Origin of the sequence: Echinimonas agarilytica, from assembly GCF_023703465.1 — a bacterium.
GTDB classification, from domain to species: Bacteria; Pseudomonadota; Gammaproteobacteria; order Enterobacterales; family Neiellaceae; genus Echinimonas; species Echinimonas agarilytica.
Window position 1 is genome coordinate 95,394 of sequence record NZ_JAMQGP010000009.1, and the last position, 25,125, is coordinate 120,518.

30 protein-coding genes are annotated in these 25,125 nt (G+C 45.2%); 17 read left to right on the top strand and 13 right to left on the bottom strand.

The genetic code is table 11. The features are described 5' to 3' along the window. Positions 1–397: 397 nt before the first annotated feature. The 3 genes from NAF29_RS16150 (at position 398) to NAF29_RS16160 (ending at position 2,512) form a co-directional block, all read left to right on the top strand. On the top strand, positions 398–829 hold the full coding sequence (locus NAF29_RS16150) for a hypothetical protein (RefSeq protein WP_251262663.1): 432 nt from the start codon (positions 398–400) through the stop codon (positions 827–829). Between the two features lie 45 nt (positions 830–874). Then, entirely contained in the window at positions 875–1,027 is a 153-nt protein-coding gene (locus NAF29_RS16155; protein ID WP_251262664.1) for a hypothetical protein, read from the top strand. Between the two features lie 132 nt (positions 1,028–1,159). Further along, positions 1,160–2,512, top strand: coding sequence for an MFS transporter (locus NAF29_RS16160; RefSeq protein ID WP_251262665.1), 1,353 nt, complete (start codon positions 1,160–1,162; stop codon positions 2,510–2,512). 60 nt (positions 2,513–2,572) lie between these two features. Here NAF29_RS16160 and NAF29_RS16165 read toward each other — a convergent pair whose 3' ends face one another. The 3 genes from NAF29_RS16165 to NAF29_RS16175 form a co-directional block, all read right to left on the bottom strand. Next, the gene (locus tag NAF29_RS16165; protein WP_251262666.1) at positions 2,573–4,798 is read right to left on the bottom strand and encodes a S9 family peptidase; all 2,226 of its coding nucleotides are present in this window, start codon (positions 4,796–4,798) and stop codon (positions 2,573–2,575) included. Positions 4,799–4,999: 201 nt separating this feature from the next. Beyond that, the gene (locus NAF29_RS16170) at positions 5,000–5,482 is read right to left on the bottom strand and encodes a YajQ family cyclic di-GMP-binding protein (RefSeq protein ID WP_251262667.1); all 483 of its coding nucleotides are present in this window, start codon (positions 5,480–5,482) and stop codon (positions 5,000–5,002) included. Positions 5,483–5,492: 10 nt separating this feature from the next. Next, complete coding sequence (locus tag NAF29_RS16175; protein WP_251262668.1) at positions 5,493–5,843, bottom strand: hypothetical protein; 351 nt, start codon at positions 5,841–5,843, stop codon at positions 5,493–5,495. Between the two features lie 320 nt (positions 5,844–6,163). Between NAF29_RS16175 and ccoN the strand changes: the two genes are divergently transcribed. From ccoN to ttcA, 11 genes are all read left to right on the top strand, one after another. After that, positions 6,164–7,612, top strand: a complete 1,449-nt coding sequence (ccoN, locus tag NAF29_RS16180) for a cytochrome-c oxidase, cbb3-type subunit I (RefSeq protein ID WP_251262669.1) — start codon at positions 6,164–6,166, stop codon at positions 7,610–7,612. An 11-nt stretch (positions 7,613–7,623) separates the two neighbouring features. Beyond that, the gene (gene ccoO, locus NAF29_RS16185; RefSeq protein WP_251262670.1) at positions 7,624–8,232 is read left to right on the top strand and encodes a cytochrome-c oxidase, cbb3-type subunit II; all 609 of its coding nucleotides are present in this window, start codon (positions 7,624–7,626) and stop codon (positions 8,230–8,232) included. Positions 8,233–8,241: 9 nt separating this feature from the next. Beyond that, positions 8,242–8,424, top strand: a complete 183-nt coding sequence (locus NAF29_RS16190) for a cbb3-type cytochrome oxidase subunit 3 (RefSeq protein WP_251262671.1) — start codon at positions 8,242–8,244, stop codon at positions 8,422–8,424. Then, positions 8,417–9,367: a cytochrome-c oxidase, cbb3-type subunit III gene (gene ccoP / locus NAF29_RS16195; RefSeq protein WP_251262672.1), complete on the top strand. Its 951-nt coding sequence runs from the start codon at positions 8,417–8,419 to the stop codon at positions 9,365–9,367. Before NAF29_RS16190 ends, ccoP begins: the two co-directional genes overlap by 8 nt. A 92-nt stretch (positions 9,368–9,459) precedes the next feature. Further along, positions 9,460–9,951, top strand: coding sequence for a FixH family protein (locus tag NAF29_RS16200; protein ID WP_251262673.1), 492 nt, complete (start codon positions 9,460–9,462; stop codon positions 9,949–9,951). Beyond that, positions 9,951–12,368, top strand: coding sequence for a heavy metal translocating P-type ATPase (locus tag NAF29_RS16205; RefSeq protein WP_251262674.1), 2,418 nt, complete (start codon positions 9,951–9,953; stop codon positions 12,366–12,368). The genes NAF29_RS16200 and NAF29_RS16205 overlap by 1 nt, the downstream gene beginning before the upstream one ends. Beyond that, the gene (gene ccoS, locus NAF29_RS16210) at positions 12,365–12,544 is read left to right on the top strand and encodes a cbb3-type cytochrome oxidase assembly protein CcoS (RefSeq protein ID WP_251262675.1); all 180 of its coding nucleotides are present in this window, start codon (positions 12,365–12,367) and stop codon (positions 12,542–12,544) included. The genes NAF29_RS16205 and ccoS overlap by 4 nt, the downstream gene beginning before the upstream one ends. Further along, positions 12,537–13,217, top strand: a complete 681-nt coding sequence (locus tag NAF29_RS16215) for a sulfite exporter TauE/SafE family protein (protein ID WP_251262676.1) — start codon at positions 12,537–12,539, stop codon at positions 13,215–13,217. The genes ccoS and NAF29_RS16215 overlap by 8 nt, the downstream gene beginning before the upstream one ends. Before the next feature lie 64 nt (positions 13,218–13,281). Next, complete coding sequence (locus tag NAF29_RS16220; protein ID WP_251262677.1) at positions 13,282–14,040, top strand: FNR family transcription factor; 759 nt, start codon at positions 13,282–13,284, stop codon at positions 14,038–14,040. 134 nt (positions 14,041–14,174) lie between these two features. Continuing rightward, entirely contained in the window at positions 14,175–15,104 is a 930-nt protein-coding gene (gene uspE, locus NAF29_RS16225) for a universal stress protein UspE (RefSeq protein WP_251262678.1), read from the top strand. A 71-nt stretch (positions 15,105–15,175) separates the two neighbouring features. Beyond that, positions 15,176–16,069 carry a tRNA 2-thiocytidine(32) synthetase TtcA gene (ttcA, locus tag NAF29_RS16230; RefSeq protein ID WP_251262679.1) on the top strand — a complete coding sequence of 298 codons (894 nt, stop codon included), beginning with the start codon at positions 15,176–15,178 and terminating at the stop codon, positions 16,067–16,069. A 29-nt stretch (positions 16,070–16,098) separates the two neighbouring features. Here ttcA and NAF29_RS16235 read toward each other — a convergent pair whose 3' ends face one another. From NAF29_RS16235 to cobB, 4 genes are all read right to left on the bottom strand, one after another. Next, complete coding sequence (locus NAF29_RS16235) at positions 16,099–16,773, bottom strand: DUF2987 domain-containing protein (RefSeq protein ID WP_251262680.1); 675 nt, start codon at positions 16,771–16,773, stop codon at positions 16,099–16,101. Further along, positions 16,685–17,503 carry a glucosaminidase domain-containing protein gene (locus tag NAF29_RS16240; RefSeq protein WP_251262681.1) on the bottom strand — a complete coding sequence of 273 codons (819 nt, stop codon included), beginning with the start codon at positions 17,501–17,503 and terminating at the stop codon, positions 16,685–16,687. Before NAF29_RS16240 ends, NAF29_RS16235 begins: the two co-directional genes overlap by 89 nt. Positions 17,504–17,573: 70 nt before the next feature. After that, on the bottom strand, positions 17,574–18,206 hold the full coding sequence (locus NAF29_RS16245; RefSeq protein ID WP_251262682.1) for a LysE family translocator: 633 nt from the start codon (positions 18,204–18,206) through the stop codon (positions 17,574–17,576). Between the two features lie 42 nt (positions 18,207–18,248). After that, entirely contained in the window at positions 18,249–18,950 is a 702-nt protein-coding gene (gene cobB, locus NAF29_RS16250; RefSeq protein WP_251262683.1) for a Sir2 family NAD+-dependent deacetylase, read from the bottom strand. A 111-nt stretch (positions 18,951–19,061) separates the two neighbouring features. On the opposite strand from cobB, the gene NAF29_RS16255 reads away from it, so the two are divergent. After that, positions 19,062–19,922, top strand: coding sequence for a sugar nucleotide-binding protein (locus tag NAF29_RS16255; protein WP_251262684.1), 861 nt, complete (start codon positions 19,062–19,064; stop codon positions 19,920–19,922). After that, positions 19,916–20,374 (top strand): tellurite resistance TerB family protein, encoded by a 459-nt coding sequence (locus NAF29_RS16260; protein WP_251262685.1) that lies wholly within the window; start codon positions 19,916–19,918, stop codon positions 20,372–20,374. Before NAF29_RS16255 ends, NAF29_RS16260 begins: the two co-directional genes overlap by 7 nt. 14 nt (positions 20,375–20,388) lie before the next feature. On the opposite strand, the gene NAF29_RS16265 is transcribed toward NAF29_RS16260, so the two are convergent. Further along, positions 20,389–21,432 carry a GMP reductase gene (locus tag NAF29_RS16265; protein WP_251262686.1) on the bottom strand — a complete coding sequence of 348 codons (1,044 nt, stop codon included), beginning with the start codon at positions 21,430–21,432 and terminating at the stop codon, positions 20,389–20,391. A 160-nt stretch (positions 21,433–21,592) separates the two neighbouring features. On the opposite strand from NAF29_RS16265, the gene moeA reads away from it, so the two are divergent. Next, complete coding sequence (gene moeA / locus NAF29_RS16270; RefSeq protein ID WP_251262687.1) at positions 21,593–22,825, top strand: molybdopterin molybdotransferase MoeA; 1,233 nt, start codon at positions 21,593–21,595, stop codon at positions 22,823–22,825. Between the two features lie 4 nt (positions 22,826–22,829). On the opposite strand, the gene moaE is transcribed toward moeA, so the two are convergent. From moaE to mobA, 5 genes are read right to left on the bottom strand one after another with little or no spacing between them, the layout of a single operon-like run. After that, on the bottom strand, positions 22,830–23,285 hold the full coding sequence (gene moaE / locus NAF29_RS16275; RefSeq protein ID WP_251262688.1) for a molybdopterin synthase catalytic subunit MoaE: 456 nt from the start codon (positions 23,283–23,285) through the stop codon (positions 22,830–22,832). Between the two features lie 2 nt (positions 23,286–23,287). Next, positions 23,288–23,533, bottom strand: a complete 246-nt coding sequence (locus NAF29_RS16280) for a MoaD/ThiS family protein (protein WP_251262689.1) — start codon at positions 23,531–23,533, stop codon at positions 23,288–23,290. Continuing rightward, the gene (moaC, locus tag NAF29_RS16285; protein ID WP_251262690.1) at positions 23,533–24,006 is read right to left on the bottom strand and encodes a cyclic pyranopterin monophosphate synthase MoaC; all 474 of its coding nucleotides are present in this window, start codon (positions 24,004–24,006) and stop codon (positions 23,533–23,535) included. The genes NAF29_RS16280 and moaC overlap by 1 nt, the downstream gene beginning before the upstream one ends. Next, positions 24,007–24,531: a molybdenum cofactor biosynthesis protein B gene (gene moaB, locus NAF29_RS16290; protein WP_251262691.1), complete on the bottom strand. Its 525-nt coding sequence runs from the start codon at positions 24,529–24,531 to the stop codon at positions 24,007–24,009. A 27-nt stretch (positions 24,532–24,558) separates the two neighbouring features. After that, positions 24,559–25,110 (bottom strand): molybdenum cofactor guanylyltransferase, encoded by a 552-nt coding sequence (gene mobA / locus NAF29_RS16295; RefSeq protein WP_251262692.1) that lies wholly within the window; start codon positions 25,108–25,110, stop codon positions 24,559–24,561. Between the last annotated feature and the right edge of the window lie 15 nt (positions 25,111–25,125).

Here is a 25,125-nt window from a genome sequence, read left to right on the forward strand (position 1 = left end):
GTTGAGTGAATTAATGAGATTGTATGACGTATTTAGTGGTTGATCGCGCGTTACATTAAAATCTGAGAAGTTTTGAAGCCACAGAGCCTCAGATTTCAAAATACAGGTTTGTTTAGTCACACACATAGTAAACCAAGTATTCGAGTCATGACCGAAACAGGGTACCATAATCCGGAAATAATAATCCGTAATAATCATATTTTAACGGATTATTTAGTAGCAGAGTGTATCAACGGGTTAAAATTCCTGCGTCTGCTTTATTTACACAATCCATAACATTGCCGTTACTTATCATTCTAATGGATTGATAAATATTACATATATCTATGTAGATTAAAGCTTGCTCACCAAGCTTTCGAAGAGATTTTCTTGTTCTAAATCCAATTGGTAGTATTTTATGAAAATTGCAGTATCTGCATTGTTAACCATGTTTCACATGCTCCTATCGTTTAACGCCAGTGCTGGTGAATTACGTGTTTTCCCGTTATGGGACAACTTCGGCACAACCATCTCACAAAAGCTGAATCTGACCGATGGTGATTTGTCATTGTCGGTGACTGCTTGGACATCGAGCTACGACGGTTTAGGCGTTATTTCCAATGACACAGACGGCAACGATTTAGATGCTGGTGATGCCAATGAATATGCCACTGATCCTAATGAAGACCTACTGTTTGTATTTGATAGACGCGTTAACTTGTTTGATATTTTTGTGGGCGATTTGAGTAGTAATGATGACTTCAATGTTTCATATGTGGACGTACTAGGTGCTGGCCAACTTGAGCTCGGAGACACTGAATTTGGTATTAAAGGTCCGGCTTTTCATTGAGAGGCTGTGTTTCAACTTAACCCGACATTTAGCGGATCGGCCTTTATGATTGGGACGTCTGGTGGCAATGACGATATCGAGTTTTTAGGTATCGCTGTGGCGGTTCCAGCGCCATCAAGTATTGTTTTGATTCATACTTTTGGTCCGCCGTCGTTACACGGTTTAACCTCGCAGTGGCCCGCGCTAAACGTGCTCTAGCGCGGGGCATTCTGCTGAAAGTTCATAGATTTAATCCCTGATCTAATTCACATCTCTATCATATGGCGCTATCTAACCACCCTATTTTGCCACATTATGTAAACGTTATCATGACGCTTAAGGAATACACGAATGGCGCTGACTGAAAAGCTCAAACTCAGTGAAAAGATTGGCTATGGTTTGGGAGATGCTGCTTTTAACTTTGTTTGGATGACGTTTATCTACTTCCAAATATTCTTCTATACCGATGTGTTTGGGATCTCTGCCGCTGCCATTGGCACCATGTTATTAGTCACCCGAGTTTGGGATACGGTGAACGACCCGATTATGGGAATGCTTGCCGACAGAACCAATACTCGCTGGGGAAAGTTTCGCCCATATTTATTGTTTGGTGCCATTCCCTTGGGAATTGCGGCAACGCTTGCGTTTACTACGCCGAACATGAGCCCAGAGAACCGACTTATATACGCTTATGTCACGTACTTTTTAGTGGGCATGGTATACACCGCACTCAATATCCCCTATTCCTCTATGATGAGCGTGATGACCAACGACCCCAAGGAGCGCGCTTCGCTCTCATCTTGGCGTTTTGTGGGGGCTTATGGCGCAGGTATTTTAGTATTGCACTTCACATTTGATTTGGTTGAACGTTTTGGACAGGGCGATCAGGCGCTCGGGTTTCAACGCACAATGGCGTTGTATGGCTGTGTGTTAGCCGCGATGCTGATGGTCACATTTGCGACCACTAAAGAGCGCATTAAACCGGTGAATTCCGGTCACAAATCATTTTGGAAAGAACTTAAGATACTCATTTCTACCGGCCCATTTTTAGTGTTATTTATTGTGGGAATATTTTCATTGTCGTTTGTTGCGATGAGAAACGGCATCACCATGCACTACTTTAAGTACTTTTTAAACGATGAGGCTTCGGCAAAATGGTTTCTAGTAGGGGGTTCTATTTGTAATCTCATAGGTGCTGGAGCCACGAATTGGCTGACGCGTTATTGGGACAAGAAAAACGTGTACATCGTATTGGCATTTATTAATGCAATAATGATGGGTTCAATTTATCTAATTGGGGCGAACAACCTGCCACTGCTCTACGTGATTCACTTCGCAAGCTCTTTGTTGTCTGGCCCCACGATTCCTATAGTTTTCGCGATGTACGCAGACATTGTTGACTACCAAGAAGCGAATAAAGGTGTACGTACATCTGGACTAGTGTTTGCTGGTGCATCCTTCTCGCAGAAAATGGGGTGGACTGTGGGTGGTGCTGCAACCGGATTCTTACTCGCATTCTTCGGCTATGAGCCGAATGTTGAGCAATCAGAAAGTGCGATTACCGGTATTCAATGGATGTTCACCTTAGTTCCAGGTGCGTTAGCTGTGTTTGGTGCCCTTGCTATGTATTGGTATCGTCTGGATGAAAAAGCGATGAATGATATTCAATCAGCATTGGATGTGCGAAAAGCCGAATCAACTTAAGGTGCTCGATCATCATTATCAAAATGCCCGCATTCGTGCGGGCATACGTTCAATACACCGTTAATTGCTAAGCGGCGTCATCGCAAAATGGCGATCAAAAAAGTGAAGCACTGTATTGTCCAAATGTATCCGCGTATTTTTTCCGCGAATAGAATGCTTGCTGCCCGGGTATGTCATGATTTCAAAGGGTTTCATTTCATCTTGTAATGCTTTGAATACCTTCGTTGCGTGGGTAAACAAAACATTGTCATCCGCCATGCCGTGATAAATCATCAAAGGCTTTTCGAGAGATTTTAGGTAGGGAAATACCGACGAATTTCGGTACCCGATAGCGTTCGATTTGGGGTGGCCTAAGTAACGTTCTGTGTAATGAGTATCGTATAGAAGCCAGTCGGTGACCGGGGCTCCGCTCACCCCCGCTGAGAAATAATCGCCAGCTTTGTACATGAGCATTTGAGCTAAGTAACCACCGTAGCTATGACCAAATACACCGATGCGAGATGAATCCACAAACGGCAATGTTTGTAAGAACTTAGCACCCGCGATTTGATCCTCAACTTCAACGTCTCCAAGTTGCTTGTAAATGGGAGATTCAAACGCAACTCCCCTACCGTATGAGCCACGATTATCGAGTCGAAATACAACGTAACCTTTGCTCACCAAGTGCTGAATAAAGAATTGGTCGCGCGCAAAGCTATTTTTCACCATTTGCGCATGAGGGCCTCCATAAACCAACACAATTGCGGGCTTAGCTTGGTCAGCCGCAACATTTGGATTGTTGTATAACGCATAGTGCAGCGCTTGGCCATCTTTGGCTTTGAGCTGACCAAATTCAGGCCCAATATAATGCTTTTGAAATGGATAATAAGGATGGCTTTCATTCACGTCATTTTGTTCTAACCAAGCAATACGCTGACCATCTTGGTGATGCACACTCACTTGCGGCAGTACACTCGTCGATGAAAAATCATCCACATAAATACGGCCTTTTTTGGCGAAGTTAATGCTGTGAAAACCGGGCCGTTTACTGATTTTAGAGATGATGTTAGTTTCTAAGTGAACCGCATACAAATGTCGTTCTAACACGCTATCCTTACGGCCAGTGAAGTACACAAGCTTCGATGCTTCATCAACTTTCTCGACCTGATCAATCACCCATTGCCCATGAGTAAGCTGCTGCTTCAGAGTCCCTTTATTACTGTACAAATAAAGGTGTTTAAATCCATCACGCTCCGATGCCCAAACAAAATCAGGTTGGTGTTCTAAAAAAGTTAAATCATGATGCAGGTTAATCCAAGTATTTGAGTCTTCTTGCAATATCAGGCGTTGTGCCTTCGTAATCGTATTAAATGCATATAACTTGAGTGTTTTCTGATCGCGACTTTGCCATTGATAAGAGACCTCAATTGAATTTTCGAACCAGTCAACTCTTGGCAAGTAAATATCGTGATTGTTGCCTAAGTCGACCCAATCAATGTGTTGACTAGAGATGTCCATGACAGCTAGCTTTATGCGTGCATTCGCGGTACCCGTTGATGGGTATCGTTGCGACACCAGCTTGATTTCTTCAGCGTATATTTCGTTTCGAATAATTTCTTCTACTGCGCTTTCATCGACTTGCGTAAAGGCAATTTTAGATTCGTCAGGCGCCCACCAATATCCGGTCATTCGGTCCATTTCTTCTTGGGCGACAAACTCGGCCATGCCGTTTTTAATCAGCCCACCGCCATCTGTCGTTAAGGCCTCTTCACGACCAGATTTTAGATGGTAAATATAGATATTTTGGTTGCGAATGTAGGATACGTAGTTGCCTTTCGGACTAAACCGTATATCAGTTTCAAAAGCATCGGTCTTGGTCAGCTGAGATGCTTCGCCTCGCTCAAGGTTGTAATAGTAAATATCGCCGTTTAACGGGAATAAAAGCGACTTTCCATCATTAGACCAAAAGTACTCCATGATCCCTTTGCCATAAATACGCTGACGTTCGCGGCGCGCTTTTTCTTCGTCAGAAAGGGATTCCTCGCCTTTAATTAGTGTTGCTGAATCGACTAGCAGACGCCTTTGGTTAGCGGCAATATTGTATTCCCACAAATCATAGTGTTCGTAATCTTCGGTCTTTCCTTGTAAATACGTCACTCGTGAACCATCAGGAGACACACTCAATTGACGAGGACTCTTGCCCACGAGCGCGGGGTCGGAGTAGATACGTTCGATGGGCAATACAGGCGTCATAGCAAAGGCATTCCCGACCCAAAATGTAGCGACTAAAAAGAGGAGCTTATTCATTTACGGCACATGGCAATAGAAATATTTCCATCAACTTTAAGTAAAACAGTTGTAATTACAACCTGCAACAGCAATGCAAGTGCAGCCTTCCTGTTCATTTGCCATTACAAATGTGGCTACGAAATAATCGGCCGTGAAAAAAGATGTGGTACAAAAAAGCCAGCTACTGCTGGCTTCTTTTCACGCTGAAATCAAAACTCGTTAATCGCGAAAATTTTCGTACTGTAGCGGTTGCTCTGTTTCTTCGCTCCTGAAAAAAGCGATGACCTGTTGTAAATCATCACGTTTTTTTCCCGTTACCCGAAGCTTGTCGCCTTGAATACTGGCCTGAACTTTGAACTTACTTTCTTTAATTTGTTTCACTAGCTTTTTAGCGTAAGGCTGTTCTAGTCCTTGCTTAAATGTGACCGGCTGTGAGTAAGTTTTTCCAGTATGGTCAATACTGCCAAGTGAAATAGCATTCGGATCGACGTGCCGTTTGGCGAGGTTCTTTCTAAGGATATCTTCCATTTGGCGTAACTGAAAGTCTGATTCGGTCTTCATTGTCACTACGAGATCTTTGTAGTTAAACGACGCTTCAACGTTCCTAAAATCAAATCGAGTTTCTAGTTCTCGAGAGGCGTTAGCAACTGAGTTATTTACTTCTACTTCATCTACTTCTGAAACGATGTCAAACGATGGCATTCATCTACTCCTAATCATTCATTGCAAAAGGCCAATGGATCACCTTGCGTTGGCCATTGTCTAATAGTACCTCAACCTCAAGCTTCCACACCATGTTTGCATGAGTACAAGCCACCACGATCATTTCGCCACTTAGATTATTGGACGACGATTGAATGAGCGTGACTGGAATCCGCCCCATATACATATTGGCCCCGACCAAACGTCCATCGAATTCGGCTAAATTCCAGTCTTCGGGGAACTGAATTTCAAAACTGATAGGCTGTTCAAGTTTTATGCTTTGTTGCAACATAATTACAACATTGGGTTGATCCCGCGCAACACACTCTAACTTATTATTTAGGCAGTATTCGCTCTGCATGTTCGCACTTTCTGGCTGGCACGCCATAATTACAAACAAGGAGCAAATCGAAAAAGTACGAGTTATCGAATTCATGTGGTTCATAAATAACGCTTTTAATAACTTTAGAACATGTGTAAACAAAGTGTGGCTCAGCTATCTTTTTACTGTGTAGTCGAGTAGAATCACGTCGCCTTTAAGCGGCACGTGCTGAATCAATTTTATATTTGATACTGCATTGCGAACCGGCGCGGTATTGTAACCGTAAAAGTTTGGAGAGGTCGCAGCGGTAATCCGTTTTTTATTTTAACAACTAAATCACAGGCAGCGGAAGCAGAGCTATGAGTGAGACACAGTCAGCAAACGTTGACTATGACTACAATGTTGTCCGTCAGTTTTCGGTAATGACCGTAATCTGGGGCATTGTAGGCATGGCAGTCGGCGTATTTATTGCAGCGCAATTATATTGGCCGGCATTAAATTTTGACACCCCTTGGTTGACGTTCAGTCGACTCCGACCACTTCACACCAATGCAGTTATTTTTGCGTTTGGTGGATGTGCCCTTTTTGCAACCTCCTACTATGTGGTTCAACGCACTTGTCAAACACGTTTGTTTGGTGGTTGGTTGATACCTTTCACATTTTGGGGTTGGCAGTTAGTCATTTTGGCAGCCGCCATTACTCTTCCGATGGGTCTAACGTCATCGAAAGAATATGCCGAGCTTGAGTGGCCAATTGATATTTTAATCACCCTTGTTTGGGTTTCTTACGCGATTGTGTTCTTTGGCACGATTGTGAAGCGTAAAACGTCTCACATTTATGTGGCTAACTGGTTCTACGGTGCATTTATCATCACAGTTGCTGTGTTACACATAGTGAACTCTGCTGCTATACCTGTATCGCTTTGGAAGTCCTACTCCATTTATCCCGGGGCGGTTGATGCCATGGTTCAGTGGTGGTACGGACACAATGCTGTAGGTTTCTTCTTAACTGCTGGTTTCTTGGGCATGATGTACTACTTCGTGCCTAAACAAGCGGGTCGCCCTGTTTACTCCTATCGTTTGTCTATCGTTCACTTTTGGGCGTTGGTGTCGATTTATATTTGGGCAGGTCCACACCATTTACATTACACCGCCCTACCAGACTGGACTCAGTCACTCGGTATGGTGATGTCAGTGATCTTGTTCGTACCTTCTTGGGGCGGCATGATTAACGGTATTATGACCTTGTCAGGCGCGTGGCATAAACTTCGCCACGACCCAATTTTGCGTTTCTTGATTGTTTCTCTGTCGTTCTACGGCATGTCGACCTTCGAAGGTCCGATGATGGCAATCAAGACCGTCAATGCACTGTCGCATTACACAGACTGGACAGTTGGACACGTTCACTCAGGCGCATTAGGCTGGGTTGCAATGGTTTCAATCGGTGCTATTTACCACCTCATTCCAGTGTTGTTTGGTCACAAGCGCATGTATAGCGTATCGCTCATCAATACGCATTTCTGGCTGGCAACAATTGGTGTTGTGTTATACATCGTGGCGATGTGGATCGCGGGTGTGATGCAAGGCTTGATGTGGAGTGCGGTAAATGCCGACGGCACATTAACTTACTCCTTTGTTGAAGCGTTAGAAGCAACTAAACCTTATTATTTAGTTCGCTTTATTGGTGGCTTGTTCTTCTTAGGTGGAATGCTGCTGATGGCTTACAACATGTTCAAAACCATCGCTGCGCCTAAAGGTAGCTTGGACGATGTTCCTGAAGAGTCAGAAATGACTGCTCAACCGGCGTAAGGAGTTTAGCGATGAAATTGAGCCATGAATTTCTAGAAAAGAATGTAGGCATTTTGGCAATCTTTATTGTGATTGCTATCTCTTGGGGTGGCCTAGCGCAGATCACCCCACTGCTCTACAGCGATGAGGTAATGGAGCCTGTTGAAGGCTTAGTGCCTTACACTGCGTTGCAAATGGAAGGACGCGACATTTATATCCGTGAAGGTTGTAATAACTGTCACAGTCAAATGATTCGCCCATTCCGTGCAGAAACAGAACGCTACGGCCACTACTCGGTAGCCGGTGAAAGTGTTTGGGAACACCCGTTTTTGTGGGGTTCAAAACGTACTGGCCCTGATCTAGCCCGCGTTGGCGGACGTTATAGTGATGAATGGCACCGTGTACATTTGATCGACCCTCGTGCGGTTGTGCCAGAATCCAACATGCCAGGTTTCCCTTGGCTTGCGGAAAACACGCTCGATGGCGAGTTAACGCAGAAGAAACTTGCATTGTTCCGTGATCGTTTCGGTGTGCCATACACTGACGAAGACATTGCTACTGCTGAAGAAGCTGTTGCTGGCAAGACTGAAATGGAAGCTCTGATTGCTTATTTACAGTCTCTAGGCACAGCCCTTAAGTAAGGAAAAGCTATGAGTTACGGTGATTTTCAAGGCGTAATTACACTGGTGTTAATGGCAATTTTCATTGGCATCGTTTTGTGGGCCTACAGCAACAGACGCAAAAAAGCGTTTGATGAGGCCGCGAATTTAGTATTCGCCGACGAACAGGATAAACAACACAAACACAAGCGGGAGCCAGCCCAGCATGAATAGTTTCTGGAGCGTCGCAGTTACGCTGATTACAATTGGAAGTATCGCAGCATTCACATTTCTGCTGTATTGGTGCTCAAAAGATAAAATGGGCAAAGAAGAAGGCGAATCAATGGGTCATTCATTTGACGGCATTGAAGAGCTAAACAATGGTCTACCAAAATGGTGGACATACATGTTCTACATGACCATTGTCTTCGCCTTGGGCTATTTGGTTCTGTATCCAGGATTAGGTAATTATGAAGGCGTTTTAGGCTGGAAATCAGCCAATAAAAACGTTCAATCGATTGCTGAATCTAAAGCAGCTGCTGCCGCAGAAGTGGGTATCGTTCAATACGATGTTGAAGTTCGCGCAGCAGATGCTAAATATGCGCCTATATTTGAAGCTTTTGCAGATATCCCCGTTGAGGAACTTGCTTACAACGAAGACGCTGTAAAAATTGGTCGTCGTTTATTTTTGCAAAACTGTTCTCAATGTCATGGTTCTGATGCCGGTGGTACAACAGGCTTCCCTAACTTGACTGATGACAAATGGCTTTGGGGTGGAACGCCTGAAGACATTAAGCACACGTTGCTTGAAGGTCGTGTTGCTGCCATGCCTGCTTGGGAAGAAACATTGGGAGACGACGGTGTTAAAGCTGTTATCGAATATGTATTATCTCTTTCAGGCCGTCGTGGTTTGGACGTGAAGCTAGTTGAGCAAGGCAAGCAAAAGTTTGTGTTGTGTGCCGCTTGCCATGGTCCTGACGGTACTGGCAACAAAGTGTTCGGTGCTCCAGATTTGACTGACCAGACCTGGTTGTATGGTGGTTCGCGTCGAGCGATTGAAGACACCATCCGCAATGGTCGCGCTGGCGTCATGCCTGCATGGAAAGAGCGTTTAGGTGAAGATAAAGTACACGTTTTAACGTCGTACATTTATCGTTTGTCTCACCCGAATCAGTAAGTCTACTTATAGATTGAAAAAACGCTCCTATTAAGGGGCGTTTTTTTTTGGAAAGCAGTACAATAGCCGCGTTATTTTAATTGGAGCATATTGTGACTCGTCGTTGGTATAAGCAGTTTTGGCCTTGGTTTCTTATCTTCTTACCTATGTGCGCAGTGGTAGCGAGTTTTACAACGTTATATATTGCCATTGGCGCGCAGCAAGACATGGTGGTGGATGATTACTATAAGAAAGGTAAGGCGATTAACTTCCAAAAAGACAAACAGAATGCCGCAATGGCGCTTAAGTTGTCGGTGGATTTAGCACTGCAACCTGATGCCGTTGCAATCGATTTTGTCACGGGTGCGTCTAGCTTAGACGGCAGTGCACTCGAGGTGAACTTCTATCACACGACACTGGCCTCCAAAGATTTTACAGTGTTGGCTGTAAAGGATGCTCGGGGACAATACAAAGCTCCACTGACACAAGAAATTACAGGTAAATGGCGTGTCACTATTGAACCGTATGACGCTCAATGGCGTTTGAGAAAGACGCTTAAACTTCCTTTAGAACAAACGATTCATATCGATCCACTTAGCCACTAATGTCCCAAAGTAAGCATTGCTATCATTGCCACGAGCCTATACCCGATGGCTTCACTTTAAACGTAGAGGTTCTTAACGCACCTCGCTCAATGTGCTGTTTAGGATGTGCAGCAGTGGCAGAATCGATTGTTGATTCAGGGCTATCAGACTATTACCGCCACCGCACCGACGTTGCGCTAAAAATTGAAGGCGAGCTTATTCCAGATGCGCTCAAAACTCAGTTTTCCCAGCTGGATATTGATGATGTTCAGCGTGAATTTTGTACATCTGAAGGTGCCGAGCGCGAAGCCTTATTGTCGATAGACGGCGTTAAATGTGGCGCTTGCGCTTGGTTGATTGAAACTACCTTGTATAAACAAGTAGGCGTAGTCAAAGCAACCGTCAATGCTTCTACGCACCGCCTATTATTGCGTTGGCACAACGACACAACCCAGCTTAGCACCTTACTTTCTGCCCTTGCTCGGCTCGGCTATCAAGCGCTACCGTACGATAGCGAACATGAAGATCAACGGTACAAGCATCAAAAACAAAACTATCTCATTCGCTTGGGCGTCGCGGCACTTGCCAGTATGCAAGTGATGATGTTTGCAGTAGCCTTGTACTTTGGTGTGGTGGATATGGAACCGCAGCACGTTGCATATATGCGCTGGGTGTCATTATTGATGGCAACACCAGTCATCATTTATTCGGCATTACCATTTTATCAAAACGCGCTGATAGCGCTGCGCTCCGGTCAGCTAAATATGGATGTCCCAGTGTCGTTAGCGCTGGTTGTGGCTTACGTTGCAAGTGCCTGGGCTACGCTGTATGAAACTGGCGAAGTATACTTCGAATCAATTTCGATGTTCGTGTTTTTTCTGCTGCTGGGTCGCTACTTTGAGTTAATGGCACGCTACAAGGCCAATGCTAAAAGTGCCAATGCTGTTAAATTATTACCCGCTGTGGTGCACCGCCGCGTTGATGGCAGACTAGAAACTGTGCCGGTAAAGTCCATTACTGTGGGCGATACTCTGTTGCTCAAACCCGGCGAAACAATGGCTGTTGATGCAATTGTTCTCAGCGGAGATAGTCATGTTGATTTGTCGGTGTTGACCGGTGAACACTTACCCATACGCATGGCCACCGGCGAAACTATTTACGCTGGCGCCATTAACCTTGACCAACCGCTTGAGATTCAAGTCACTGAGATCAAAGAAACCTTGGTTGCATCAATAGTCAGGCTACAAGAGCAAGCCTTGGCAGAGCGCTCTGCATCAGTTTCGTTCGCTGATTCCATTGCACGATACTTTGTATTGGCATTGCTCATCATCGCCGTTAGTACGGCTTTGTTCTGGTGGTTTCAATCGCCGGACGATGCGTTGTGGATCACGCTGGCAGTGTTGGTTGCAACGTGCCCTTGCGCGTTGTCTCTCGCAACACCGACGGCGATGACAGTCGGACTGAGCCGGTTAAGTGAAATAGGTGTGATTGCTCGGCGCGCCGATTTACTCAACGAATTAGCCAAAGTCGACACCGTCGTGTTTGATAAAACAGGGACACTTACACACGGAAAAACCACCGTATCTGATGTGACTTACTATTCCCAGATCGAACACGCAAAGGTCATTGCAATCGCCAAAGCGCTTGAACAGGCCTCGACCCACCCACTCGCCCATGCCATCAATCAGTTAGATTCTGAACAAAATTGGCAGAGTTGCGCAACGGATATTCAACATGTTGAAGGCCTAGGCATTTACGGCACCATTGATGGCTCAAAATTTGTCATTGGTGGAGCCGCTTGGGTTGAAACCATGTGCCATGTTAGCTGTGACACCCAACACCGAGTTGTATTGGCCCAACAAGGCCAGGTCATTGCAGGCTTTGACTTTAAGGACAGTCTCAGAGGCGACGCACCACAAGCTATTGAACAAGTAAAAATGCTGTCATTGACACCCGTGTTACTCAGTGGTGATCAGCAGCGCCATGTTGACGCGCTTGCACACACATTGAGTATTGAAACGGCTTTAGGTGATCGGACGCCACAAACTAAACTGGATTGGGTTCGAGAATCTCAGCGTCTACATAAAAAGGTGTTGATGATTGGCGATGGCATTAATGACGGACCCGTGCTTTCGCAGGCCAATGCGTCGTTGGCTATTGCAGACGGCACTGACATCGCTAAACGCAGTGCTGATGGCGTTTTGGTTAACCCAAAATTGGTGAGTATTAGCAAAGCAATTCAAATTTCTAAGAGTACGCAGTCGATTATCAAACAAAATCTAGCGTGGGCGTTGGGATACAATGTATTGGTTCTACCACTTGCAGTGAGTGGATTATTGCCTCCCTACATTGCGGTGATTGGCATGTCGAGTTCTAGTTTAATTGTTGTTGTAAATGCCCTACGTGTTGGTCGAAAAACGGTGGCAACTCAATCATGAGTATTATTTATATATTGATCCCAATTGCGATTATCTTTGTGTTTATCGCCATAGGCATCTTCATTTGGGCAGTCAAAACTCAGCAGTTTGATGATTTAGAACGTCATGGCACAAGTGTTTTGTTTGACAGTGAAAATCAGACTAAGCGCAAAGAAACGAATCGCATCGATGAATGATCTGCCATTGCCTTTGCTCATGTTTGTGATTGGATTGTTGGGTTCTGGTCATTGCTTGGCGATGTGCGGTGGACTTGCTTCTGCGTTTGGTATGAACACCCAAGGCAGTAAAGCTAAACGGTCATGGTTAATTTTAGTCGCGCAATTGGGACGAATTGTTGGATACGGGTGCATTGGATTGTTGTTTGGTGGCTCGCTGGCGTTTGCGCAATCATTTTTAGACACTAAATCAAGCCTTATTGTATTACGTTTCTTTGCGAGTTTTATGCTGTTGGCAATGGGGCTGTATGTCGGCGGTTGGTGGTTTGGGCTAAAGAAAGTTGAACGTTTAGCAGTGCCGCTGTGGCGACGACTCAAACCGATTCAACAGCGCTTCATCCCATTTCAAAATGCTTACCAAGCCCTTATTGTTGGATTTATATGGGGCTGGCTACCATGTGGCTTAGTGTACAGTGCGCTTATTACCTCAGCTACAGCAGCTGATCCTTGGCTCAGTGCCATGAGCATGATGGCATTTGGTGCAGGTACAATCCCCGCTGTGTGGGGAATTGGCATCGCAGGGGCTTCCATACATTCACTGTTAAGGCATGCTGTTTTCCGGATGTTATCAGGCTGTTTACTCGTCATTTACGCCCTATACCAAATACTTACAATGTCATTGAGCATTTTCTAATGCACCTTTTTTTGTGTTATTATTGATCTGGGTCGAATATAACCAAACAATACGGATAACATGTATGACTGCAACTAATAAACGTCCTTTTGCTGGCGGCTGTGGCGCGATTCATTGTCAAAATTGCAGCATTAGTAATTTATGCATTCCTTTCTCGTTAAACAATAATGAGTTAGATCAACTTGATGACATCATCGAGCGTAAAAAGCCTATCCATAAAGGTGACGAGCTTTTTAAAGCGGGTGATGAGCTACGCAGCTTATTTGCTATCCGTTCAGGCTCTATCAAGTCTTATACAATTACCGAGCAAGGCGAAGAACAAATCACTGGTTTCCATTTGGCGGGTGACTTGGTCGGCTTCGATGCTATTTCCTCAGAAAGCCACTTGAGCTTTGCTGAAGCACTAGAAACGTCAATGGTGTGCGAGATTCCTTACGAAACTCTCGACGATTTGTGCGGAAAAATGCCAAAACTTCGTCAGCAAGTAATGCGTTTGATGAGCGATGAGATTGGCTCTGATCAAAACATGTTGTTGTTACTCAGCAAAAAGAGTGCTGAAGAGCGTTTAGCATCCTTCATCTTCGAGCTTTCAAACCGATTTGGCGAACGTGGTTTCTCACCTCGCGAATTCCGATTGACGATGACTCGTGGGGATATTGGTAACTACCTTGGCCTCACAGTTGAAACCATCAGCCGTTTGTTAGGGCGCTTCCAGAAGAGCGGCATGATTGCTGTTCAAGGTAAATATATTACTGTATTAGACCTCGACTCACTTGGCGTAGCCGCAGGTCAAACACTTGATGACAAAGCACAAGTTGGCTAAGTAAGTCACAGTTAGATACAAAAGGCGCGCATAGTTCGCGCCTTTTTTGATCCGCCTCAACCGTCTCCTGCCACTCTTATTTAATTTCTTGCTATGGTTAATGCAGACACCTAGCAATACTTAGGAGCTCGGCCATGAATAAATACAAACGTTTGCTTGTCGTCATCGATCCCACCACTGATCATCAGCCAGCTTTAACTCGCGCGGTTCACTTAGCATCTAAGACCGGCGCTGAAATTCATGCATTGATGTGTATTTATGATTTCTCTTATGAAATGACGACTATGCTTTCGGTTCAAGAGCGTGAAGTGATGCGCGAAGCCGTCATTTCTTCACGTAGTGAATGGCTTGAAAATGTACTTGAAGCGCACAAAGTACCCGTCACCGCGACCACCCATGTTGAATGGCACAATCGACCATTTGAGGCGGTTATCCGCTATGGTCTTGAACATTCGATGAATTTAATCATTAAAGCCACACGCTCGCACGATTCGCTCAAGTCGGTTATTTTTACACCGACTGATTGGCACTTGCTTCGCAAAGCCCCGATGCCGGTTTTACTCGTCAAGGAGCATGAATGGCCAGAGCATGGTAACGTCATTGCTGCTATTGATGCAGGAAATGACGACGACTCCCACAAAGGCCTAAACCAAGAGATTATTTCCAAAGCACAAAGTGTGGCCGCGTTGGTTCAAGCGGAAGTCCACCTGGTAAATAGCTTTCCGGGAACACCGCTTAATATTGCAGTGGAAATTCCTGATTTCGATCCTGATTCCTATACCGAAGCCGTAGAGAAGTATCACACCACGCAAGTCGACCTGCTGGGCGAAGAATTTGGTATCGCTAAAACCAATCGTCATGTTAAAGAAGGACTTCCGGAAGATGTGATCCCATCAATTGCGCGCAATGTAGACGCAGAGTTGGTCGTTATGGGCACCATTGGGCGTACCGGTATTTCTGCTGCGTTAATCGGTAATACTGCGGAGCATGTGATCGATCAACTCAATTGCGATGTGCTGGCCATCAAACCGACAGAGTTTGATTGCCCTATTGCAATTGATTGATACGCCAACCGGCGTTTACTTCACGCATTTCGGGCGTATAATACGCTCGATTTTTACGTTAGGTAAACGCCATGACTCGCAAAGCTACATACAACGCTAACAAACTCGAAAAACGTATCCGCCGCAATGTCGGAAAAGCGATTGACGACTTCAATATGATTGAAGATGGCGATAAAGTTATGGTGTGTTTGAGTGGTGGCAAAGACAGCTACGCAATGCTCGATATTTTACTCAAACTCAAAAGCGTAGCTCCCATCTCTTTTGATATTGTCGCGGTTAATCTCGACCAAAAACAACCCGGTTTTCCTGAGCATATTTTGCCCGATTACTTGTCCTCTTTAGGCGTCGACTTCCAAATCATTGAAGAAGACACTTACTCAATCGTGAAAGATAAAATCCCTGAAGGCAAAACGACTTGTTCGCTGTGTTCAAGATTACGCAGAGGGATTCTCTACAACACCGCAAGTGCACTAGACGCAACCAAAATAGCGTTGGGCCACCACCGTGACGACATGATCGAGACTCTGTTTCTAAATATGTTTTACGGTGGTCGTTTGAAATCTATGCCAGCTAAGTTAGTGACTGACGATGGTCGCCACACGGTCATCCGCCCGTTAGCTTATTGCAAAGAAGCAGACTTGATTAAGTATTCAGATTTGCAAAATTTCCCAATCATTCCGTGCAACTTATGCGGCTCTCAAGAGAATCTTCAACGTCAAGCGATTAAAGGGATGCTCAATGAATGGGATCAGCGTTTTCCTGGACGCTCAGAGTCAATATTCCGTTCGATGCAAAATGTGGTTCCCAGTCATCTAGTTGACCGGGAGTTATTTGATTTTGTAAACCTAAAGCCAACGGGCGTTGCAGATGAAAATGGCGACAAGGCGTTTGATCCGCCTACATTAGAACAAATTCCATCCGTACCGGATGAAGCGCTTCAGCTTGACATTATTGAAGTAAAATAGCTTTTGCGCTGCGCTGACGGTAGCCCGCTCTAGTTTTCTTGGGCCATCTGTAAGGTGGCAAATGAAGGTGTGCGATCAAAGGTTATGCCTTCGTGGAGCTGGACCTTACTAATTGCTTGTTGTTCGCCGTTTTTAAAATGGAATACCATGGCACTCCAGTCGGGCATCATGTACTTCATCATTCCTGCGTATTCGCGCATTAATTCATACATTTGCGTACTGATAAGCGCCAACTCGTCAGCAGAAATTTGGTTGGATGCAATGCGGCCCGCCACAGCAACTGCTAACGTGCAATGATCATCGCCACCAAAGTGTAGGCGCGCCCTTTGGTCTTTTAAGCGTTTATCGTAAGGAACAAAGAACTCACCACTAATGCGGTCAAAGACTAATGGATAAGACGCATTTGGTGTAATGATCTCTGCAGAATCAGATACGCAGTCACTGACACTACCATTTGCGTTTTTTAAAAAAAATGCGGGGCGAACGTAGCTGTATTCAATAGAATCTGCCGGTTTCAAATACTGGTAAAAGCCGTGATATTCCAACGTTAGCGCATGAGCATTGCTGCCAGGCAATGCCGCCAACAACAACCCGCCATATAAAGCATATTTGAACTTAGACTTGACGAATAACTTGTTCGAAAATCTGCTGATTTTGTCGAACAACACGTGCAACGAGTTTTTGATATTCAGAATGTTCAGCATAACCTTCCAATGCAGCAATCAATTGAGTGACGTCATTATGATTATCTTGATGGAGTTGTCTACGAACATTTCTAAATTCGACGTAATTTAAGTGTGTGTTAAGCGCATTTGCATAAGCTGTCACCGAATCTAAAGGTGAATCAAAACTTCGTACATAAAAATTGCCATTCGCCTGATTCGCTTTGACACCGCAGCCAATTTTAAAACATCGAATGCCAAAGAAATTGAATTCATCTTTTGCAAACCGCGATGTGCCCCAGCCCGACTCTAAAGCCGCTTGAGCTAATACCATTTCAGCAGGTATGGGGTGAACTCGAAGTTCTAGTTCTGCAATAATATCTCGCGGTTTTGCATGGTCAATTTGATATTCTTTAGCAAGAGTATTTAATTGCGTTATCGATTGCTCAGGGAGTGTTTGGCCAGACTTGAGCTTTTGACTCATCTCTTCGACCCATACTCGTTGTGCCACTATTGCTTTGTTCACGCGTTCAATAGACGGCATCAAATACTGTGCAAACAGCAACTTTTTGTGGCCGACATTATCCATTGACTCAAAATTTGGCATAGGGTATTGCCAACTATTCATGGTGATGGGTTCTACAATTGCTGACTCCAGAACATGAGGATTCACCTTAGCGTTTGTAGCTTTTTTAAGTTTACCATCTGAGTGGGAGCAACCTACAAGAATGCTCGTTGCGAACATGACTAATACTGGGAAAAAAGAGTTCAATGAATCCACCTCTATCGCTTCACTAAGGCGGGAGTATACGACTCTTAACATTGAACTCAAGCGCTATTGGTTACATTTCATACACTATTGACCAAGCTAACCTAAAAGCAATCAGCAGTAGCAACAGACCCATAACTACATTCACAACCTTATAACTTTGTTGGAGCTGTTTTTGTATTCGAGGGTGCCCTATCACTGAGGCCAAAAATGCGAACCAAGCAAAGGTAGCAAATACCAAATATACCCCGTAACCGAGCCTGTCCAACAAAGGGGTTTGTTCTGAAACAACTGCGGTAAATAGAGCGATAAAAAACAGAGTGGCCTTTGGGTTCAGGCCATTGGTGATAAATCCGTTTAGGAAAGGTTTTCGTTTCGATATTTGACCTTGCGGTGAATCAAAGTCGGCATCATATGCTGACGCCCAACTTTTTAATCCCATTACTCCTAAATAGCCCAGATAAATAGCCGCTATCGTCATCATCACCTGTTGTAAAAGCACTGACTGCTGAACGATATAACCAATACCAAGTGCCGAATATAGTACGTGAATAATGATGCCACACCCCACACCAGCAGCGGTTAGGATACCAGCAGAGCGGCCAAACTTAACTGAATTGTTTATTACGATTGCGGTGTCTGGACCTGGACTGACAACCGCTAAAAAGTGGATCCCTGCGATTGCGATAAATTCGGATAGAATCATGGTGACTCAACTTAGTTTCATTTGCTTTGCATGAGCGATTATTCAGAGCTTATGTGCAATGAGTTCGCCCACGAATTTAGGGACAATCTTCGAGGCAGAACCGTATACGTGCTGGTCGAACTGTGTATTAGTTTGAGAAGGCTCCAGATTCAATTCTAATGTTTGTGCACCATAAGAACTGGCAATCTGCACAAATCCTGCAGCTGGGTAAACATGCCCAGATGTTCCAATTGAAATAAACATGTCGCATTGACTCAGAGCTAGAGAGATTTCTTCCATATATTTGGGGATTTCACCAAACCAAACAATATCGGGGCGAACTGTGCCTTTTGCGCTACAGTGTTGGCAAACCGTATGAACGCTAATATCATCCAGTTCTTGCCAGCTGGCCCCACAACGGGTACAGCATACCTGTTGTAATTGGCCATGCATATGTAGCAATTGTTTTGAGCCAGCCCGCTCGTGTAAATTATCTACGTTTTGGGTCACTAGCAGAAATTCAGATGCGTAGTTTTCTAATGCTACTAGCGCGTCATGGGCTGCATTTGGCGAAACCGAATCTGAATTTAATTGCGCCCTGCGCTCATTATAAAAATTTTGTACAAGTCGAGGATTGGCAGCATAACCTTCAGGGGTTGCGACATCTTCAACTGAATGCCCCTCCCAGAGACCATCGGCTGCCCTGAAGGTTCTAATACCGGACTCAGCGGAAATCCCCGCCCCTGTTAACACAACTATTTTCATTTCATGCGCTCCACTTAATCGGCTATACAAAATTATTACTCACAATCATGCATAATTCCCGTTATTGTTACGTACAACAATGATCAAGAAACAAATGCCATAGGAAATGGAATGACCCAAACTGTCCCCTCTAATCAATCAAGAATTTTAATCGCAGGCTATGGTGCGATTGGTAAGAACATGGTGAAGCAAGCCAAACAGTGCTTGTGGATAAGCCTTAATCGCTCAGGAACCTCAGACGTTTTGCATCATATTAGTGCAGACTTGAATGAATTAGCTCAAGATATTGATTTAAATGGAATTGATTACATTGTATATACAGCAACTCCCGATCAAAGAACTGAAGAATCGTACAAAAAAACCTATGTAGAAGGCCTTCAACATTTAATTCGAGCTGTTGATAAGTCGTCACTTAAACGCTTCATTTTGGTGTCGAGCACGAGTGTTTACGGTCAAAGTGAAGGTGAAGATGTCACAGAGAAAAGCTTGACCATTCCGACAGGCTTTAGCGGGAAGGCAATATTAGAAGGTGAACAGATATTACTGAATAGCCTACTCCCCTGCTCTATCATTCGCTTTGGCGGTATCTATGGCAATGGCCGTAACATGTTAATTCGACAGGTACGCAAAGGTGTGGAAGTTCCAAATAACCCTGCGGCGAAGACAAACCGAATACATGAAGATGACTGCGCTGGAGTATTACTCCATATCATTGCCCAAGATGAACGAAATGCCGATTTAGCGAAGCTATACATTGCTGTTGATGACAACGGAGCCGACAAAGCTCAAGTATACGGTTTTATCGAACATGAACTTGGTCTTGAAAATAAAGTAAACTTTATCGATCAGTCGCCCTCTAACTTAGGCAAACGTTGTATCAACGCAGCACTGAAATCAACAGGTTACGTTTTTAAGTATCCTGACTTTCGTTCAGGCTACAGTGAAGCGATCAAAAGGACATTCGAATGTTAAACAAGCTATCTGGATTCTTCGAATCCCTCACAGAGTCGAACACTGCTGCCAATGACACAGCAATTGACCAACCTTTAGCCATTGCAGCGCTACTCGTGGAAGTTGCAACGAGCGATGGCAATACTGATCCTCGGGAAATCAACATCATCACCAGCTTAATGCAAAAACTCTTTGATGTAGGCGCTGATGAAGTCAACCAATTGGTTAAACGTGCTCAAACATCGTCAGAAAATGCGACGTGCATGCATCAATTTACGTCTGTGATCAAACAGGCACCGCTTGAGCTTAGGCATCAAGTCGTTTTAGCGTTATGGAAGGTGTCTTACGCAGATGGTCAGCTCGATCCCTATGAGGAAGCGACCATCCGAAAAGTATCAGACCTGCTGTACGTCAGCCACAGTGACTTCGTGAAGAATAAGCTCGATGCCCAAGCAATTATGGGCATCGCTTAACGGTAGGAGCAGAGTTACTCTTTACCGAACACTTGATTTTCTTGTTCTCGGACCATAATGAATGTGGTGCGCTTAGATAGCTCTTTAAGTGACAGAGCGCCCACATACGTGCAGGTTGAGCGGATACCGCCCAAGATATCTAACACCGTTGCTGATATTGGACCTCGGTAAGGTACCTTCACTGTTTTGCCTTCAGAAGCGCGGTATTCAGCAACCCCTCCAGCATGTTTCGACATCGCCGTTGCTGAACTCATGCCGTAAAAGGTTTTGTATTGCTTTCCTTCAACCTCAACCAAATCGCCTGCCGACTCATCATGTCCGGCAAGCATGCCGCCGAGCATGACGAAATCAGCACCGCCACCAAACGCTTTGGCAACGTCTCCCGGAATAGCACAGCCGCCATCTGAAATGATGAGCCCGCCCAACCCATGTGCTGCATCGGCACATTCGATTGTGGCCGATAGTTGAGGATAACCGACCCCTGTTTTTACACGGGTAGTACATACAGAGCCCGGTCCAATTCCAACTTTAACCACGTCTGCACCGGCTAAAATCAGCTCTTCTACCATCTCACCAGTCACTACATTCCCAGCGATGAGTGTCACGTCCGGGTATTGTTGGCGTACTTTTCGTACGAACTCAACAAACGCTTCGGCGTAGCCGTTGGCAACATCGATGCAGATAAATTGAAGCTTTGGGTGAGCTGTCATCAATTGGTTAAGCTTTGCCATGTCATTTGAGGAAGTCCCCGAACTGACCATGATGTGATCAAAAATTGAATCGTCTGCTTCATCCACAAAGGACTGCCATTGTTCTAGTGTGTAGTGTTTGTGAACAGCGCATAGCATCTTGTGTTCTGCAAGTGCTTTGGCCACTTCAAAAGTGCCCACGGTGTCCATATTTGCGGCGATGACAGGTACACCCTTCCATGTGCGTTTGCTATTCACGAATGTGTAAGTTCGTACTAAATCTACTTGTGAACGTGAACTGAGTGTGGATCGCTTGGGTCGAATCAAAACATCTTTGAATCCCAATTTGATATCAGATTCAATGCGCATGGAAATACCTCGAAGATTTGCAGATAACAATTAGAGTGTATGCGAATATAGTGAAACTGCCTCATCGCGTATTGACGGAGAACAGTATCAGCTCAGAAAGTTCTTTTTGTGTGGCGCTTTGGTACTATGGATTCATCACCTTTAGGAGACACTCGTACACATGGATTCTTGCTACACTTCATCGCTCATGCCTTTATCTGAAGGACTTGCACGCCTTACGGATGCCATTACAGCCGTCACAGAGATTGAGACCGTTCCTCTTCAAGCTGCAGATGGGCGCATCATTTCGGCTCCTATTATTTGCCCGGTGAATGTTCCGCCAGCCGATAACTCAGCAATGGACGGCTACGCACTGAGGGCTGTAGACGCTCCCGAAGCAGCTACTCAGTTACAGCTCATAGGCCGTTCTATGGCAGGCGTTCCTTATCATGGCACGGTAAACCAAGGCGAATGTGTTCGTATTATGACCGGCGCAGTCATCCCCCAAGGTGCAACCGCTGTGGTCATGCAAGAACAAGTGGTTACTAATGACGAATCGATCACCTTTAAACGGCCAGTGCAAATAGCACAAAATATTAGACGAGCTGGAGAAGATCTGAAGCAAGGCCAATTGCTGTTTGAGCAAGGTCACCGCCTTCGCCCTGCTGACTTGGGGTTACTCGCATCAATTGGTATTGGTGAGGTTGCGCTTTACAGAAAACCTCGCGTTGCACTGATCAGCAATGGCGATGAGCTGATTGAGCCAGGTCGATCACTTAAAGCAGGACAAATATACGAAAGTAATCGATACGCGCTGGCTGCACTCGTCCGCCGTTTACCCATTATTGTTGAAGAATTTGGCATTATTCCTGATCAGCCCGAAGCGCTGCGCGAAGCAATGACAAAAGCAGGTCGCTTTGATGCTGTGATCAGCAGTGGTGGTGTGAGTGTCGGAGATGCCGATTACATTAAGATCATTTTAGATGAACTCGGCGAAATAGATTTTTGGAAATTGGCCATTAAACCAGGGAAACCATTTGCATTTGGCTCGCTGGGTAACGCACATTATTTTGGATTACCTGGGAACCCTGTTTCGGCTATGGTGACTTGTCATCAGCTTGCTATACCTGCGCTACGCCGACTCACGGGCGAACACTACGTAGCGCCAACTCCATTGGTGGCAACCACCACTGGTTTGCTTAGAAAGCGACCGGGCAGACTTGATTTTCAACGTGGTAGATATCAAAACGGGCCCGATGGAAAATTACTGGTAAGCGCTACAGGTGCTCAAGGATCAGGTGTCATGTCGTCGTTTTGTGAAGCTAATTGCTACATTGTGTTGGAACAAGAGCGAGGCAGTGTAGAACAAGGAGAGCAAGTTGAAATCCTACCCTTCGATGCATTAATGGTATAACGGTTTAATCAGACCACGCATGAGCTGCACGTTCGTCACTCGCCCTTGCATCCAACCAACGTTCTCCGTGCGCTGTTTGCTCTTTCTTCCAAAACGGCGCACTGGTTTTCAAAATATCCATAATGAAGCGAGCGGCCTCAAACGAAGCATCTCGGTGAGCTGAGCTCACACCGACAAATACGATCGGCTCACCGGGTTCTAACCGTCCCACCCGATGGTAAATATAAATGCGACCTAACGTCCAACGCTCATTCGCTTGATCTGCAATGTCGGATAACGTGCGTTGTGTCATTGCTGGATAATGCTCAAGCGTTAACGCAGTGACAGTGTCATCCAAATTATGATTTCGAACCTGCCCTATGAAAGTGACGATCGCGCCGGATGCGGTGTCACCCGACAACCATTGCTGCGCTTCTAAAACGTCAATCCAACACTCTGCCACATCAATTTTGACATTCATGATTAACCGCCTGTGACCGGCGGAAACATCGCCACTTCATCGCCGTCTTGAATCATGTCGTCATCGCCAGCAACTTGCTGGTTAATTGCTATCAGCAAGGTGACGTCTTCAACAGCTTTTTGAATCGCCGAATTTTGCTGGCCGGCTTGTAATTTCAGATCACCAGCGGTGATTGGTAAAACAACGTCTATCTCTACAGCAGACTCACCGACTGATTCTCGCAAGCTTGCAAACAACAAAACTTTCATCAAACGCTCCAGCTTCCAGTTTTCCCGCCTTCTTTTCGCAGCACACGAATCCCTTCGATTCGCATTGCTGGGTCAGCCGCTTTACACATATCGAACAGTGTCAATGCAGCAACCGAGCAAGCCGTTAGTGCTTCCATTTCGACACCAGTTTTACCCGAAAGTTTGCACATGGCCTCAATGCGGATGCGACCGTTGGCGGGATCAGGGGCAAGATCAATCGCAACTTTCGTGAGCGCCAAAGGATGGCAGAGCGGAATAAGGTTTGAGGTTTGTTTAGCGGCTTGAATACCGGCAATCCGAGCTGTAGCCAACACATCGCCTTTTTTATTGTGCTGGTCAGTGACTGCATTTAGCGCATCGCCTGACATGTAGATATAGCCTTCGGCAACGGCGGTTCTTTGTGTTTCTTGCTTTGTGGTGACGTCCACCATATTGGCTTGGCCCTGCGCATTTAGATGACTTAACTGAACCATTTATACATCTACCACTTTAATATGAGGTGCGAAATTGCATGGTTTATGGCGACTATCCAATTGTTCATGCAAAATCTTTGTCCATGCTGTTTTACAGGCGTTGGTGGAACCTGGCATACAAAAAATGGCAGTCTGATTGGCAAAGCCGGCAACGGCACGAGACTGGACTGTGCTAGTACCAATCTCACCATAAGAGATATGGCGAAACAATTCACCGAAGCCTTCAATATCTGTATCAAAAAGGGGTTGTAGTGCTTGCGGTGTATTGTCTCGAACCGTAAAGCCAGTGCCGCCTGTGGATAAGACTATTTGAACCCTAGGATCTGCAATCCACTTTGAGACGATTGCGCGCAATTGATACACGTCATCTTTACAAATATGCTTTTCGATTATTGTGTGGCCTGCGTCCTGGGCGCTCTGAACAAGATATTGCCCAGATGTATCCGTTTCTTCGCTACGCGTATCAGATACGGTTAAAACAGCGATATTGAGTGGTTTTAGCTCTGAACTGGCATGATTGCCCATGAAAAAATCCTTTGTCACAAATTTCAATTAACGATAAGCCGATAGACATTGCTGCCACTCATCGGGTGTATTGGCGTTATTAAGCTGCATTCTATCGGGTACGTCGATACTAAGCGATTTTTGATTCGCTAACCAATGCTTCATTGACCAATGCCGATGTTGAACGGAATTCAAGCAATGTGTGGCTATTTCAATATGTTGAGCAGAGGATGGAATATATATTGGAAGCCAACATTGGTTAGCATAACAGGGAAGCTGAGCGCTTCTGCCTTGCGCAATGAGCTGTTTGAGTAAGTTGGGGCTTAGCAGCGGCATGTCCACTGGCGTTACCAACCAATCTACACTTGCATTCATAGATAAGGCAGCATGAATGCCCGCCAAAGGGCCTTGTTCACTATAGATGTCTTCTATGTCTTCGCCACTGAGCCAAACGCGTTTTACGCCTGATTGCTGAAGGAGTGAGCACATGTGCTGCTTGAGCGAAATGCCTTGAATTTGCAACTCGCTTTTGGGCGAGCCCATTCTAACAGAACCTCCTCCGTTAAGTACTAACCCATGTACTTCCCGTTCTGACATCATTCTTCCTCTGGCGAT

Bases quoted from the DNA above. Each gene is read 5' to 3' on its own strand.
- NAF29_RS16150 (WP_251262663.1), top strand. From the start codon at position 398: ATGAAAATTGCAGTATCTGCATTGTTAACCATGTTTCACATGCTCCTA.
- NAF29_RS16155 (WP_251262664.1), top strand. From the start codon at position 875: ATGATTGGGACGTCTGGTGGCAATGACGATATCGAGTTTTTAGGTATC.
- NAF29_RS16160 (WP_251262665.1), top strand. From the start codon at position 1,160: ATGGCGCTGACTGAAAAGCTCAAACTCAGTGAAAAGATTGGCTATGGT.
- NAF29_RS16165 (WP_251262666.1), bottom strand. From the start codon at position 4,798: ATGAATAAGCTCCTCTTTTTAGTCGCTACATTTTGGGTCGGGAATGCC.
- NAF29_RS16170 (WP_251262667.1), bottom strand. From the start codon at position 5,482: ATGCCATCGTTTGACATCGTTTCAGAAGTAGATGAAGTAGAAGTAAAT.
- NAF29_RS16175 (WP_251262668.1), bottom strand. From the start codon at position 5,843: ATGCAGAGCGAATACTGCCTAAATAATAAGTTAGAGTGTGTTGCGCGG.
- ccoN (WP_251262669.1), top strand. From the start codon at position 6,164: ATGAGTGAGACACAGTCAGCAAACGTTGACTATGACTACAATGTTGTC.
- ccoO (WP_251262670.1), top strand. From the start codon at position 7,624: ATGAAATTGAGCCATGAATTTCTAGAAAAGAATGTAGGCATTTTGGCA.
- NAF29_RS16190 (WP_251262671.1), top strand. From the start codon at position 8,242: ATGAGTTACGGTGATTTTCAAGGCGTAATTACACTGGTGTTAATGGCA.
- ccoP (WP_251262672.1), top strand. From the start codon at position 8,417: ATGAATAGTTTCTGGAGCGTCGCAGTTACGCTGATTACAATTGGAAGT.
- NAF29_RS16205 (WP_251262674.1), top strand. From the start codon at position 9,951: ATGTCCCAAAGTAAGCATTGCTATCATTGCCACGAGCCTATACCCGAT.
- ccoS (WP_251262675.1), top strand. From the start codon at position 12,365: ATGAGTATTATTTATATATTGATCCCAATTGCGATTATCTTTGTGTTT.
- NAF29_RS16215 (WP_251262676.1), top strand. From the start codon at position 12,537: ATGAATGATCTGCCATTGCCTTTGCTCATGTTTGTGATTGGATTGTTG.
- NAF29_RS16220 (WP_251262677.1), top strand. From the start codon at position 13,282: ATGACTGCAACTAATAAACGTCCTTTTGCTGGCGGCTGTGGCGCGATT.
- uspE (WP_251262678.1), top strand. From the start codon at position 14,175: ATGAATAAATACAAACGTTTGCTTGTCGTCATCGATCCCACCACTGAT.
- ttcA (WP_251262679.1), top strand. From the start codon at position 15,176: ATGACTCGCAAAGCTACATACAACGCTAACAAACTCGAAAAACGTATC.
- NAF29_RS16235 (WP_251262680.1), bottom strand. From the start codon at position 16,773: ATGCTGAACATTCTGAATATCAAAAACTCGTTGCACGTGTTGTTCGAC.
- NAF29_RS16245 (WP_251262682.1), bottom strand. From the start codon at position 18,206: ATGATTCTATCCGAATTTATCGCAATCGCAGGGATCCACTTTTTAGCG.
- cobB (WP_251262683.1), bottom strand. From the start codon at position 18,950: ATGAAAATAGTTGTGTTAACAGGGGCGGGGATTTCCGCTGAGTCCGGT.
- NAF29_RS16255 (WP_251262684.1), top strand. From the start codon at position 19,062: ATGACCCAAACTGTCCCCTCTAATCAATCAAGAATTTTAATCGCAGGC.
- NAF29_RS16260 (WP_251262685.1), top strand. From the start codon at position 19,916: ATGTTAAACAAGCTATCTGGATTCTTCGAATCCCTCACAGAGTCGAAC.
- NAF29_RS16265 (WP_251262686.1), bottom strand. From the start codon at position 21,432: ATGCGCATTGAATCTGATATCAAATTGGGATTCAAAGATGTTTTGATT.
- moeA (WP_251262687.1), top strand. From the start codon at position 21,593: ATGGATTCTTGCTACACTTCATCGCTCATGCCTTTATCTGAAGGACTT.
- moaE (WP_251262688.1), bottom strand. From the start codon at position 23,285: ATGAATGTCAAAATTGATGTGGCAGAGTGTTGGATTGACGTTTTAGAA.
- NAF29_RS16280 (WP_251262689.1), bottom strand. From the start codon at position 23,533: ATGAAAGTTTTGTTGTTTGCAAGCTTGCGAGAATCAGTCGGTGAGTCT.
- moaC (WP_251262690.1), bottom strand. From the start codon at position 24,006: ATGGTTCAGTTAAGTCATCTAAATGCGCAGGGCCAAGCCAATATGGTG.
- moaB (WP_251262691.1), bottom strand. From the start codon at position 24,531: ATGGGCAATCATGCCAGTTCAGAGCTAAAACCACTCAATATCGCTGTT.
- mobA (WP_251262692.1), bottom strand. From the start codon at position 25,110: ATGATGTCAGAACGGGAAGTACATGGGTTAGTACTTAACGGAGGAGGT.